Source organism: Ferranicluibacter rubi (assembly GCF_011603255.1).
Taxonomy (GTDB): Bacteria; Pseudomonadota; Alphaproteobacteria; order Rhizobiales; family Rhizobiaceae; genus Ferranicluibacter; species Ferranicluibacter rubi.
In genome coordinates, this window is record NZ_JAANCM010000001.1 from 521,413 (window position 1) to 533,731 (window position 12,319).

A 12,319-nucleotide genomic window follows, 5' to 3' on the forward strand; every position below is an offset into this window, starting at 1 on the left:
ATGGCACTACACTGTGGCGAAGTGCAAGAGCCAAGCCGACCCTGAAGCCGAACTACCCACCATTATCGTTCAGCGCACCGGCTTGCGGGCAGGAGCCGGCTCGCCCATAAAGACTGCATGAAGGATAAGACAACAGAACGGGATGCCGGCACACGGCCGCGCAGCTACCGCGTCCACGACACGATCGTGGACGCGCGGCCGATCGAGCCGGCGCTGTATCTGGTGGCAACGCCCATCGGCAATCTCGGCGACATCACCCTGCGGGCGCTGGAAACGCTGGCAGGCGCCGATGTGCTGGCCTGCGAGGACACCCGCGTCACCCGCGTTCTGCTGGATCGCTACGGCATTACCAACCGCCCCTATGCCTATCACGAGCACAATGCCAACGAGGCCGGCCCCCGGCTGATCGCCGCGCTCGATGCGGGCCGCTCGGTCGCGCTCGTCTCGGATGCGGGCACGCCGCTGGTTTCCGACCCCGGCTATCGGCTTGCCCAGACGGCCATCGAGGCGGGGCACCGGGTGGTGCCGCTTCCCGGACCCTCCGCACCGCTGGCCGCCTTGGTCGGCTCCGGCCTTTCCAACGAGGCTTTCCTGTTTGCCGGATTCCTGCCCTCGAAGGACAAGGCGCGCCGCGACAGGCTGGCCAAACTCGCCCGCGTACCGGCGACGCTCATCTTCTTCGAATCGCCGCACCGGATCGGCGCGACACTGGTGGGTGCGGCAGAAACGCTCGGCCGGGAGCGCGCTGCCGTCGTCTGCCGTGAACTGACCAAAACCTACGAAGAATTCCGGCGGGGAACGCTCGGCGCGCTTGCCGATCATTATGGCGGCGATATTGTCGTCAAAGGTGAGATCGTGCTGGTCATCGGCCCGCCACCGGAAGAGGCGGCACCGGACGAGCGGGATGTGGACGCACTGCTGACCCGTCTGTCGGCTGAACTGCCGGCCGGCAAGGCGGCAACCGAGGCGGCGAAAGTGACGGGCCTCAACCGGCGAACGCTTTACGACCGGCTTCTGGCGCTGAAAGAGCAGCCGTGACGGGAACGGCAGACCGGCGGCGCTTGCAGGCGGTTCGAAAGGGCGCGCTTGCGGAATATTTCGCTGCCTTGGCGCTCATGCTGCGCGGCTACCGGATCATCGCCTTCCGCCACCGCACGAAGCTCGGAGAGATCGATATCATCGCCCGGCGTGGCAATCTCATCGCTTGCGTCGAGGTGAAAGCGCGCGCAACCGTCGATACGGCGATCTTTGCGGTTAGCGAGCAGTCGAAGGCACGCATTCGCGGGGCGAGCGACCTCTGGCTTCAAAAACAGAGAGACGCGGATCGCCTTTCCATTCGCTACGACATCATGGCCATCAGGCCTTGGCGCTGGCCGGTCCATATCCGCGATGCGTTCTAGCCAGGCGTTGAGGGCTTGGGGAATGCTCAGTGGCGGCGGACGGTGACGTTGTTCTCGACAAGATGAACACCGATCACCGACGCCGCTGCCTGCTCAACGCAACCAAGCTCTGCCTCGTTGGCAACGGAGCCGGAGAGGATGATGGTTCGTCCGATGGCGATGACGTTGAGGTGGGCCGTATCCACCAGCGCGACATACTGGATGTACCGGGCAACCTTGCCCGCGAGATCGTCGTCCCGCAGGTGGGGCTCGTCGTCGCGTCGGCAATACATTTGCTTGTCCATCGGCATGCCCGCATCCCTCGTTGCTTGCTGGCCGCTTCCTGCTCTTGGCCCCTGCCGGAGCCTATTGCCGATCAGCGTTTTGGTTGATGTGCAAACGCCGGATATCCTTGGATGTTCCATCATGTGCCGTGTGGTTGGCGGGGTGCCAACACCGGCGCGACCGCAGGCGTCAAGAGGCTGAAGGACGGCTCTCATCGACATGAATATAGGCCTCGACCGCAGCGGCAATGAAATCCTCGCGCGCGTAGTCGGCGGGTTGCTCGCCGTTGAGCACATAGCGGCACATCCGGATGGCGGCCTTGTAGGCAACGCCCTCATGGGTCGGCCATCTGTCGAGCAGGACCTCCGCCGCCTCCCGCGTATTGCGAACGGCGCGATAATCTCCGATGCCGTCCAATTCGAGCAAAACGGGTTGTTGCCACCATTTTTCGCTGACCGCCATGTCCAATCCCTCCATTGCGGGTACCGGTCCGTATTATGACAGTCGAAACTTACGCTGGCATTGCGTCGCAAACGGAAAGGTTGCGGAGCGCGTGCGAAGCAGTCTATGCGGTAGAGGCACGGAGAGCCTCATGTCCGACGTCCTGATCAATGTCCTTCCCCTCTTCGTTCTCATCTTTGCCGGCTGGGTGATCGTGCGCACGGGCTATCTGAAGCCGGCCGTGGGCGATGCGCTCGGCGACTTCGTCTTCAAGGTTTCCGTGCCCATCCTGCTGTTTCGCACCATCGCGACGGCGGATTTCACCGGGGGCTCGCCCTGGCCGCTATGGGTCGCCTATTTCTCCGGCGTCGCGGTCGTCTGGACGCTCGGCCATCTCGTCGCCACGCTCGGCTTCGGGCGGGACCGGCGCATCGGCGTTCTCGCCGGTGTTTCCTCGGCCTTCGCCAACACGATCTTCATCGGCCTGCCGCTCGTCTCGCGCAATGTGGGCGATGCCGGCGTCGTCGCGCTGTCCATCCTCATCTCGGTTCATCTTCCGGTGATGATGATCGCCGGCACGATCCTCATGGAGCGTGCGGAGCGCAAGACCAATGGCGGCGTGGCGCAGAGCCCGCTGGCGCTCGCCCGCGGCATCCTGCGGAACCTCGTGCGCAACCCTCTGGTGATCGGGCTGGTCTGCGGCGCGCTGATGCATGTGGCGAACCTGCCGCTGTCGGGACCGCTCAAGATCGCCATCGACCAGACCGCGGCGGTCGCCGGCCCCGCCGCGCTGATCTCCATCGGGATGGCGCTCGACAAATACGGCCTCTCGGGCAATCTCGGCCTTGCAGCCTTCACCAGCGCGCTGAAGCTCGTGGTGCTGCCCGCCTGCGTCTTCGGAGCCAGCCATCTGCTCGGCCTCGACCGTGACTGGACGGCAGCGCTGGTGCTGACCTCCGCCGTCCCCACGGGCGTCAATGCCTGGCTGATCGCAAACCACTTCAACGTGGGCCACGGCCTTGCATCCTCGACCATCACGCTGACCACCGCCCTCGGCGTCGTCACCGTCTCCGCCTGGGCCTATGTGCTTCTTTGAACCCCCGCGAAACGTCCGCCATCCAGACATGAAAAAGCCCGGCACGAGCCGGGCTTCGAAAGGATCTGCCTGGAGAATATTCCGGCTCAGTTCGCGGGAGCAGCAGGCGCCGGAGCAGCCGGTGCGGCACCTTCAACGGGGGCAGCAGGAGCGGCGGGTGCGGCGCCTTCGGCCGGAGCGGCTACAGGCGCTGCGGACGCCGAAGCCTCGGGAAGGGCGACCGGGGCATCGGCCTGGCCACGCAGCCAGGCGATGAGGTTTGCGCGCTCATCCGGCTTCTTCACGCCGGCAAAGCCCATGGCGGTACCGGGCACATGCTTCTTTGGCGCTTCGACGAAATAGCTCAGGTGGTCGTAGGTCCAGGTCTTGTTGGCTTCGGCGAAGGTCTTCATGCCGGCCGAATAGGCGAAGCCCTCATGCGAGGCGATCGGCCGTTCGACGACACCCCAGAGATTGGGGCCGACCTTGTTCGGCCCGCCCTTCTCTATGGTGTGACAGGCAGCACACTTCTTGAAGACGGCTGCGCCGGCGTTCGCATCGGCGCTGGCCAAGAGCGGCTTGATGTCGACCTCGGCTTCGGCCGCAGCACCTGCTCCCGCTTCGCCCGCCGTCTCCTCGGCGATGATGGCGAAGCCCGGCTTTTCCGGTGCTTCGGAATGGAAAATGCCTTCGGAGGCGATCGATACGGACATCAGCACGAAGACCGTTCCGAGAAAGGCTCCCACGGCCATGTTTACATGCGAGTTCATCAACACACCTCCCCTTGCGTCCGGCTTCAAGCATATGCGCGCGCCGCCGATATGAACAATCTGCCCCGGCACCTTGAAATCGTGCGGAAGCTATGTCTTTTGACCAAGCGTTGCAACAGCGATATCCGTGCCGGACGAACCACTTCTGGCACTTTTCGCGTGCGTTTTGAAGGGCTCGGCATGAAAAGCGACAATTTGGCCAGAACACTCGTGCTGATCCCGGCGCGGATGGCCTCCACGCGGCTTCCCGGCAAGCCGCTGGCCGACATCTGCGGGCTGCCGATGATCGTGCAGGTGGCCCTACGTGCGCGCGATGCCAAAGTCGGACGCATCGTCGTCGCCGTCGATCACCAGGATACATTCGATGCCGTGACGGCTGCCGGTTTCGAGGCCGTGATGACGCGCACCGACCACCCGTCCGGCTCCGACCGCATCTATGAGGCCCTGACCCTGTGCGACCCGGACGGCGCGATCGAGACCGTCATCAATGTGCAGGGCGACCTGCCGACGATCGAGCCGGAGACCATCCGCGCAGCCCTGCGGCCGCTGGAAGATCCGGCCGTGGATATCGCGACGCTGACCGTCGAGATCGTACACGAGGCGGAAAAGACCAACCCCAATGTCGTGAAGGTCGTCGGCGCGCCGCTGTCGGACAGCCGGATGCGGGCGCTGTATTTCACCCGCGCGACCGCACCCCACGGGGCCGGACCGCTCTATCACCATATCGGCCTCTACGCCTACCGCCGTTCCGCTCTCGAACGGTTCGTCGCCCTGCCGCCCTCGGCGCTCGAAAAGCGCGAATCGCTCGAACAGCTGCGGGCGCTGGAGGCCGGCATGCGCATCGACGTGGAAATCGTCAGCTCCATTCCGCTCGGCGTCGATACGCCTGACGATCTCGAGGCCGCACGCCGGCTGCTTTCGAACCCCACCGGAGCCGCATCATGATGCCCGTCACGAACCGCATCTCGTTCCAGGGCGAATACGGCGCCAACTCCGACATGGCCTCGCGGGACATGTTCCCGACGATGGATCCCCTGCCCTGCCAGACCTTCGAGGACGCGTTTCTCGCCGTCGAGAACGGCGAGGCGGACCTTGCGATGATCCCGATCGAGAACACCATCGCTGGCCGGGTCGCCGATATCCACCACCTCCTGCCGGAATCGCGCCTGCACATCATCGGCGAATATTTCATGCCGATCCGGTTTCAGCTGATGGTGCTGCCGGGCGTGTCGCGCAGCGAGATCCGAACGGTGCACAGCCACATCCATGCGCTCGGCCAATGCCGCAAGATCGTGCGGGCCAATGGCTGGAAGCCCGTCGTGGCCGGGGATACCGCCGGTGCCGCCAAGCTCGTGGCCGAGACCGGCGACCGCTCCATGGCCGCCCTTGCGCCACGGCTCGCGGCAAACCTCTACAAGCTCGACATCGTTGCCGAGAACGTCGAGGACACCGAAAACAACGTGACGCGCTTCGTCGTGCTCTCGCGCGACGAGAAGCCCATCCGGCGCGATGCGGCGAGCGACGTCATCGTCACCACCTTCGTCTTCAATGTGCGCAACATCCCCGCCGCGCTCTACAAGGCACTTGGAGGCTTTGCCACGAACGGCATCAACATGACGAAGCTGGAGAGCTACCAGATCGGCGGAAAATTCATCGCGACGCAATTCTACGCCGATATCGACGGACATCCGGATGATGCGAACGTGAAGCGGGCGCTGGAGGAGCTGCGGTTCTTCTCCGAGAAGGTCCGGATCCTCGGCTCGTATCCGGCGCACCCGATGCGGCGCGTGTTATAAAAGTCGCGCCGCTGCGAAATCCTTCGCGCACGGGCGGACGGACCGGAATTGTGGGGTAGTGTTTGTCGCGCGAAAGTGATTGCGTACGGCAAAGAGGTGACTGATTTGCGGCCAGGCCGTGCTTGCCTCTCGTTTCGACAGCCGCGGAAATGGCGGCATCCGGAGGACGCCTACCATGATCATCAGAACGCTTTTCCTGGCCTCGACGGCCGCTCTTTCCATCACCGCCGGCGCGCAGGCGGCCGATGCGATCGTCGCAGCAGAACCGGAAGCCATGGAATATGTCCGTGTCTGCGACGCCTTCGGCGAAGGCTTCTTCTACATTCCGGGCACGGAAACCTGCCTGAAAATCGGCGGTTACGTTCGCTTCGACAACAATGTCGGCGACAGCCCCTATGACGGCGAAGATCAGGCCTGGTCGCCCTTCACGCGCGGCACCCTGACGCTCGACGCCCGCAGCGATACCGAATACGGCCAGTTGCGCTCCTTCATCGAAATGCGGTCGGAGGCCAGCGGCGGCGAGACGACGAGCTACATCAATTCCGGCTTCATCACGCTCGGCGGCTTCATGGCCGGCGTCAATGATTCGCGCTACGACCTGTTCCTGAATTCGGCCGGCAACATCATCAACGACGACGTCATCGACTATACCGGCAGTCGGACCAATCAGGTCAGCTACCAATGGGGCGGCGACAAGGGCTTTTCGGCGTTCATCGGCCTCGAAGAAGGCGGCGGCACCTACGACACCGGCTTCGCCGGCCGTCCGACAGAAGACTACAAGGGCGCGCATCCCTTGGCTGGCGCCCGTATTCAGGAAGACTGGGGCGGCCTGTTCATCATCGGCGGCTATGATACGGAAGCCGATGCCTTCGGCGGCAAGATTCGCGCCGATGTCGTCTTCAACGACGTGTTCAAGATCTTCATCATGGCCGGCTACCAGTCCGACTGGGACAACGACAAGGGCCTGGGCAACACCCGTCAGCGCAATTATTACGGGCCCTGGAACGGCGACTGGGCGGCCTGGGGCGGCTTCACGGCGACGGTCAACGACAAGACGTCCATCAACGGCCAGGTCGCCTATGAAGACGACGGCACGCTCGCGACGGCCCTCAACATGGAATACATGATCGTCGATAACTTCAAGGTGCAGCCGGAATTCAACTACACCAAGTTCGACGGCGAGCGCGGCGATGGCGATGCCTTCGGCGGCACGATCCGCTTCCAGCGCGACTTCTGATCACGCGTCTCTTCAAAGCGATATCGACAGATGAGAACCGGCGCCCGCGCCGGTTCCTTCGTTTCCAGCTCTGGCATTTCTGTCAGGCCGGCCAGTCCAGCCAGTCGCGCATCAGTTGGTGGGCGATGGCGCCCTTGGGCGGGATGGAGTGGTGGCTCGCGTCCTGACCCGTATTGCGGGCGAGCATGGCGCGCGTTTCCTCACGGGTGAACCAGCGGCAGTCTTCCAGTTCCAGATCGTCCATGCGGATGTCGATCGACTGTGCTTCCGCGTAGCAGCCGATCATCAGGCTGTGCGGCATGGGCCAGGGTTGCGAGGCATGGTAGCGCACGCGCCCGGTGCGGATGCCGGATTCCTCCAGCGTCTCGCGGCGCACGGCATTTTCGATCGTCTCCCCCGGCTCCAAGAACCCGGCAAGGCAGGAATACATGCCTTCCGGGAAATGCGGGCTGCGGCCGAGCAGGCAGAGATCGCGCTCGACGTCGATCGTCAGCATGATGACGACGGGGTCTGTGCGTGGGAACGCCAGATGGCCGCAGGCCGTGCACACCCGCCGATATCCACCGCCCTTGGCCTCCATCGGGCTGCCGCACTTGCCGCAGAAGCGGTTGGCGGCGTTCCAGGCGATCAGGCTTGCGGCCTGCGCGAACTGTCCGAGGAGTTCGTCGGGCAGCATCGCCTGCCGGTAGAGGCTGCGGCCGTCGGCGAGCTTGAACGGCTCCTCGAGCGTCGCTTCCGTCCGGTTGACCGGCACGGCGATCCGCGGCTCGCCCGATGGCAGCCGGCCGAGAAGGATGGCGGCATCGAGATCGGGCTCAAGAGCGGCGATCTCGTAAGGCGCAAACAGCGGGTCGATGACGTTTTCGTCATGCTTGACCACCAGCTTGCCCTCCGCGAACGCGAAGAGATGTGCGCCTTCGGTCTTCAGCGCCTCTTCCAGGCAATCGTCGCTTCGGTGTTCGCTATCGCGCACGAGATGATTTTCGGCGAAAGCAACGAGCGAGCTCGGTTCGGGATGGGGTCCCTTGAGGTCGAAAATGGCGTGGGTCATGTCAGGGATTCCGTCAGACGGTTGAGGACATCGTCGCGCTTTGCCGCATCCCAGGCTTCCGCCGTGCCGAAGCCCCAGATCGGGCCAGGCCAGTTCGCATCCCCCTCAGTGCGGGCGACGATATGGACATGGAGCTGCCGGACGATATTGCCCAGCGCGCCGATATTGATCTTTGTCGCCCCCGTCACCTGTTTCAGCGCGGCGGCGACGCGATTGGTTTCGTGCGACAGCGTCGCCTGTTCCTCGGGCGACAGCTCGAACGTTTCGCTGATGGCGTTTCGCTCGGGGATGAGGATGAGCCAGGGCCAGCGGGCGTCCCGGCTCAGCCGGAGCTGGCAGAGATCGAGATGGGCCACGAGGTCGCTGTCACGCGCCAGGCGCGGGTCGAGATCGAACGGGGTCACGGTTCCTCCTTCCGGCATGCGTCGTCCCGGCATGCGTCGTCTTTGTCCAAGTTCTGACAGGGATGCCAGATTCTTCCAAGGGCCGACTTGCATTCCGTTTCGATATTGCCGATATGAAGGTCGGGAGGTTGGTGGTGGACGAGCCACTCGCCAACCGGGTCAGGTCCGGAAGGAAGCAGCCCCAACGAGCCCGGCACGGGTCATCGTGCCAGCCTCCCACCCTCAGGGTCTTCACGAGAGACCTTGAACCATCAGACCAGGGCCGCCCGTTCGCAAGCTCGCTGCCGCGTCTAAAGCTTGCCGACTGTCCGGACAGACGGAACCAGCGGCGGGGCGCATGAACGACATCACCATCCCATCTCCTGACGCAGCGCCCGCCCCGGCCGAGAAGCCGGCGGCCTATCGTGTGCTTGCCCGTAAGTACCGACCGAAAGACTTCTCCGACCTGATGGTGGGGCAGGAGCCGATGGTGCGGACTCTGACCAATGCGTTCGAGACCGGGCGCATCGCCCAGGCCTATATGCTGACCGGCGTGCGCGGCGTCGGCAAGACGACCACCGCCCGTATCCTTGCGCGTGCCCTGAACTACAAGACTGACGAGATCGACAAGCCGACGATCGACCTTCGCACGCCCGGCGAACACTGCCAGGCGATCATGGAAGGCCGGCATGTCGACGTGATCGAGATGGACGCCGCGTCCCACACCGGCATCGATGACATCCGCGAGATCATCGAGCAGGTGCGCTACCGGCCCGTTTCCGCCCGCTACAAAGTCTATATCATCGACGAAGTGCACATGCTCTCGACGCAGGCCTTCAACGGGCTCTTGAAGACGCTCGAAGAGCCGCCTGAGCATGTGAAGTTCATCTTCGCAACGACCGAAATCCGCAAGGTCCCGATCACCGTCCTGTCACGGTGCCAGCGGTTCGACCTGCGGCGGATTGCGGCGACCGATCTGGTCGGCCTGTTCTCCACCATTCTCGGCAAGGAAGGCATTACGGCGCAGGCCGAAGCGCTGGCGATGATCGCGCGCGCCGCCGAAGGCTCGGCCCGTGACGGCCTGTCGCTGCTCGACCAGGCGATCGCCCATGGCGGCGGCATCGTCGAAGCCGACGCGGTGCGCAGCATGCTCGGCCTTGCCGATCGCGCCCGCATCGTCGATCTCTTCGGCCATGTGGTGCGCGGCGACGTGAAGGCGGCGCTGGAAGAGTTCGCATGGCAGTACGAAGCGGGCGCCAGCCCGGCGGTCGTGCTGACCGATCTTGCCGATTTCACGCATCTCGTGACCAAGCTGAAGTTTTCGGCAGAAGCTGCCAACGACCAGTCGCTGAGCGAGGTCGAGCGGGTGCGCGGCGCGGAATTCTCCGCAGCCGTTGCCGTCTCCACGCTGTCGCGGATCTGGCAGATGCTCTTGAAGGGCATACCGGAGACGGAGAATGCCGCCCGTCCGGCGGGTGCGGCCGAAATGGTGCTGATCCGGCTGACGCATGCGGCCCACCTCCCCTCCCCGGAAGATGCCGCGCGCCGGCTGCTGGAAATGTCGGGCAGCGATGCCGGTCGTCCAGCGCCGCGCGGGCCGGCCCCCGGCAATGGCGGTGGCAACGGCACGACGTCGTCCGTGGCGTCGCAGGGCCAGAGCAGCATTCAGGCGCGCGCCGGCGAACCGGTCATGCCCTCGCGGATGACGGCCAATGGTGCGGCCATGCTGCGCGCCGTGCCCGAAGCCGAGCTTCCGACCGTGCAGGAGCGGGGACAGGTCGACATCAAACCGGAACCGGCACCGGCCGAACCGGTCGTGCCGCTGCGCTCCGTCGCCGATATCGTCGATCTCTGCCAGAAGAACCGCGACATTCTCCTGAAGACGCTGGTGCGGAATTTCGTGCGGCTGGTGCGGCTCGAACCGGGCCGGCTGGAGTTCAACATCCCGGACGATGCGCCGAAGACGCTGGTGACCGACCTGCAGCGGCGGCTGGAAGAATGGACCGGCATCCGCTGGATGGTGACGGTGAGCCGCGAGCCCGGCCAGCCGACCATGGTCGAGACCGAAGCGGCGGCGAAGGAGCAGCGCTTCAACGATGCGCGCCAGGACCCCGATGTCGCCGCCATCCTCGCCCGCTTTCCCGGATCGAAAATGGTCGATGTCCGCATCAAGGTGTCGGAGATCGAGCTGGACGAAACGCCCGAGGTCGCTGCCGTGGCCGAGTCCGATGAGGGCGACATCCTTCCCGGCGACGATATCGAACATTAATTGATCAGCAGAGGAGACGGACGATGCGCGACATCATGGGTATGATGGGCAAGGTCAAGGAAATGCAGGCCAAGATGGAGAAACTTCAGGAGGAAATCGCTCTTCTCGAAGTGGACGGCACCTCCGGCGGCGGCCTCGTCACCGTCCGGCTGGATGGTAAGGGTGCTCTGAAGAGCCTTAAGATCGACCCGTCCCTCTTCAAGGAAGACGATGTCGAGATCCTCGAGGATCTCATCGTTGCCGCGCATAAGGACGGCAAGGACAAGGCCGAGGCGATCACCGCGGAAAAGACCCGCGAACTGACCGCCGGCCTGCCGATCCCGCCCGGCATGAAGCTGCCGTTTTAAAGCATTTCCGGTCAGAGCCCTGGCAGAAATGCCGGACCGACCATGCGCACCTTGCGCGGAAATCTCGGAATATCCGTCTTCGTGCCACGCAGGCTGACATTCATGAAAAGCACCATCGTCGGCTCGTTGTCGAGGATCGCGACAACCGTCGGCTCGATGGCCGGCATTGTCTCGGGGGCCACCACCGTCAGGACCGGCAGCGTGGCCGCGGCTTCGGGCGCTGTCTTGATCGGCTTCCGGACGACGCGTTTCGGCTTCGGCTTGCTCTCTTCACGCACCGTGCGGATGACGGGCTTGCACGCGGACGGCACGGCGGCAAGTTCGGCGCGTGCCTGCGCGATGCGACCGGCGATTTCCCGGCAGGCAAAGCCGCCGCTTTCGACGGTGCAGGCGTGGTTGCGTGCCATGGCCATGTTGGATGCGATCTGGCGCTGAAGCCGCGACGCTTCGCTGCCGGACGGCGTGCAGGTCTTGGCGAGGCTATGGCTTGCGGGCACCGCGACGAGAAGAAGGAGCGCGAGACATCCGGCCTGCCGTCTGATCCTGTCTGCCCAAGCCATCGCATCTCTCCATCGCCAGCCCCATGGGCATGCCAACGACATAGCCGAGAGAAATGCGCGCGCGAAGCGGATCCTTAAGAAATGGTTAAGGCGCGAAGGCATCCAGCTGCGCGCGGACGCGCTTGCTGATCGGGGCCGCACGGTAGCGGGCCCGCTCCTCGTCCGACAGGCTTTTGACCGAGGCCCTGAGCATGTCCGACATCGTGATCCTGGGGCCTTGGAAAGCCCGATAAGTAATGTCGTCGCCCACGCTGAGCATGCCCGGCCGCAGCACGCGGCAGTAGAAGCCAGGCCGGGCCACCGTGCGGAACCTTCGGGCGAAACCGGGATCGTTCAGCCGCAGCGACAGTGTCGAGCAGGGAATGCGGGTCGAGGTGACCTCCAGCGTCACGCCTTCCGTCTCGAACCGGTCGCCGACCGCGATTGTCCGGCTATCGATCTCTGAAATGACAATGTTTTCGCCGAACAGGCCGGGCTCGACGGCGTGCCCAAGTTCATCCGCCCATGCCGCCAGATCCAGAGAGCCGAAACCGTAGACGGCCTGATCCGGTCCGCCATGATGTTTCCGATTGCAGACGGCATCGCCGGCAAGCCCCGCGGCATCGACGATGACGGTGCCGCCCTGCGGATGCTTGACGATGCCGGTCTTCGCCTTCTTGCCGTCGATGACGGTGGCATGGCCGATGCAGACGGCGTCGATCTTCATGGTCCACCTCTTTTCCTCCG

15 protein-coding genes and 1 other RNA gene are annotated in these 12,319 nt (G+C 64.3%); 9 read left to right on the forward strand and 7 right to left on the reverse strand.

The window, feature by feature from the left end; translation table 11 throughout:
* The first annotated feature begins 117 nt into the window (after positions 1-117).
* Together rsmI and G8E10_RS02440 are read left to right on the forward strand one after the other, a co-directional pair.
* Positions 118-1,038, forward strand: coding sequence for a 16S rRNA (cytidine(1402)-2'-O)-methyltransferase (gene rsmI / locus G8E10_RS02435; protein WP_167126524.1), 921 nt, complete (start codon positions 118-120; stop codon positions 1,036-1,038).
* Positions 1,035-1,400 carry a YraN family protein gene (locus G8E10_RS02440; protein ID WP_167126527.1) on the forward strand — a complete coding sequence of 122 codons (366 nt, stop codon included), beginning with the start codon at positions 1,035-1,037 and terminating at the stop codon, positions 1,398-1,400. Before rsmI ends, G8E10_RS02440 begins: the two co-directional genes overlap by 4 nt.
* A 26-nt stretch (positions 1,401-1,426) precedes the next feature.
* On the opposite strand, the gene G8E10_RS02445 is transcribed toward G8E10_RS02440, so the two are convergent.
* Complete coding sequence (locus G8E10_RS02445) at positions 1,427-1,690, reverse strand: BON domain-containing protein (RefSeq protein WP_281517369.1); 264 nt, start codon at positions 1,688-1,690, stop codon at positions 1,427-1,429.
* 163 nt (positions 1,691-1,853) lie between these two features.
* Positions 1,854-2,126, reverse strand: coding sequence for a DUF982 domain-containing protein (locus G8E10_RS02450; RefSeq protein WP_110727393.1), 273 nt, complete (start codon positions 2,124-2,126; stop codon positions 1,854-1,856).
* Positions 2,127-2,256: 130 nt separating this feature from the next.
* Here G8E10_RS02450 and G8E10_RS02455 point away from each other — a divergent pair, with 130 nt between their 5' ends.
* Positions 2,257-3,201 carry an AEC family transporter gene (locus tag G8E10_RS02455; RefSeq protein WP_110733103.1) on the forward strand — a complete coding sequence of 315 codons (945 nt, stop codon included), beginning with the start codon at positions 2,257-2,259 and terminating at the stop codon, positions 3,199-3,201.
* Between the two features lie 86 nt (positions 3,202-3,287).
* Here the strand turns inward: G8E10_RS02455 and G8E10_RS02460 are convergent, their stop codons facing one another.
* Entirely contained in the window at positions 3,288-3,950 is a 663-nt protein-coding gene (locus G8E10_RS02460) for a c-type cytochrome (RefSeq protein WP_132445787.1), read from the reverse strand.
* Positions 3,951-4,130: 180 nt separating this feature from the next.
* Between G8E10_RS02460 and G8E10_RS02465 the strand changes: the two genes are divergently transcribed.
* The 3 genes from G8E10_RS02465 (at position 4,131) to G8E10_RS02475 (ending at position 6,983) form a co-directional block, all read left to right on the forward strand.
* On the forward strand, positions 4,131-4,895 hold the full coding sequence (locus tag G8E10_RS02465) for a 3-deoxy-manno-octulosonate cytidylyltransferase (protein ID WP_167126530.1): 765 nt from the start codon (positions 4,131-4,133) through the stop codon (positions 4,893-4,895).
* Positions 4,892-5,746: a prephenate dehydratase gene (locus G8E10_RS02470; RefSeq protein ID WP_132664201.1), complete on the forward strand. Its 855-nt coding sequence runs from the start codon at positions 4,892-4,894 to the stop codon at positions 5,744-5,746. The genes G8E10_RS02465 and G8E10_RS02470 overlap by 4 nt, the downstream gene beginning before the upstream one ends.
* A gap of 175 nt (positions 5,747-5,921) precedes the next feature.
* Positions 5,922-6,983: a porin gene (locus G8E10_RS02475; protein WP_167126532.1), complete on the forward strand. Its 1,062-nt coding sequence runs from the start codon at positions 5,922-5,924 to the stop codon at positions 6,981-6,983.
* 82 nt (positions 6,984-7,065) lie between these two features.
* On the opposite strand, the gene nudC is transcribed toward G8E10_RS02475, so the two are convergent.
* Complete coding sequence (gene nudC, locus G8E10_RS02480) at positions 7,066-8,034, reverse strand: NAD(+) diphosphatase (protein WP_167126535.1); 969 nt, start codon at positions 8,032-8,034, stop codon at positions 7,066-7,068.
* Positions 8,031-8,438, reverse strand: a complete 408-nt coding sequence (locus G8E10_RS02485; RefSeq protein WP_343289677.1) for an HIT domain-containing protein — start codon at positions 8,436-8,438, stop codon at positions 8,031-8,033. The genes nudC and G8E10_RS02485 overlap by 4 nt, the downstream gene beginning before the upstream one ends.
* 123 nt (positions 8,439-8,561) lie before the next feature.
* Between G8E10_RS02485 and ffs the strand changes: the two genes are divergently transcribed.
* The 3 genes from ffs (at position 8,562) to G8E10_RS02500 (ending at position 11,033) form a co-directional block, all read left to right on the forward strand.
* An RNA gene (gene ffs / locus G8E10_RS02490) (signal recognition particle sRNA small type) lies at positions 8,562-8,658 on the forward strand.
* Between the two features lie 117 nt (positions 8,659-8,775).
* A complete protein-coding gene (locus tag G8E10_RS02495; RefSeq protein WP_167126541.1) occupies positions 8,776-10,686 on the forward strand; it encodes a DNA polymerase III subunit gamma/tau in 1,911 nt (636 codons plus the stop codon).
* Between the two features lie 23 nt (positions 10,687-10,709).
* On the forward strand, positions 10,710-11,033 hold the full coding sequence (locus G8E10_RS02500; RefSeq protein ID WP_110800348.1) for a YbaB/EbfC family nucleoid-associated protein: 324 nt from the start codon (positions 10,710-10,712) through the stop codon (positions 11,031-11,033).
* Between the two features lie 11 nt (positions 11,034-11,044).
* On the opposite strand, the gene G8E10_RS02505 is transcribed toward G8E10_RS02500, so the two are convergent.
* Together G8E10_RS02505 and G8E10_RS02510 are read right to left on the reverse strand one after the other, a co-directional pair.
* Positions 11,045-11,593, reverse strand: a complete 549-nt coding sequence (locus G8E10_RS02505) for a hypothetical protein (RefSeq protein ID WP_167126544.1) — start codon at positions 11,591-11,593, stop codon at positions 11,045-11,047.
* An 85-nt stretch (positions 11,594-11,678) separates the two neighbouring features.
* Positions 11,679-12,299: an MOSC domain-containing protein gene (locus tag G8E10_RS02510; RefSeq protein WP_167126547.1), complete on the reverse strand. Its 621-nt coding sequence runs from the start codon at positions 12,297-12,299 to the stop codon at positions 11,679-11,681.
* Between the last annotated feature and the right edge of the window lie 20 nt (positions 12,300-12,319).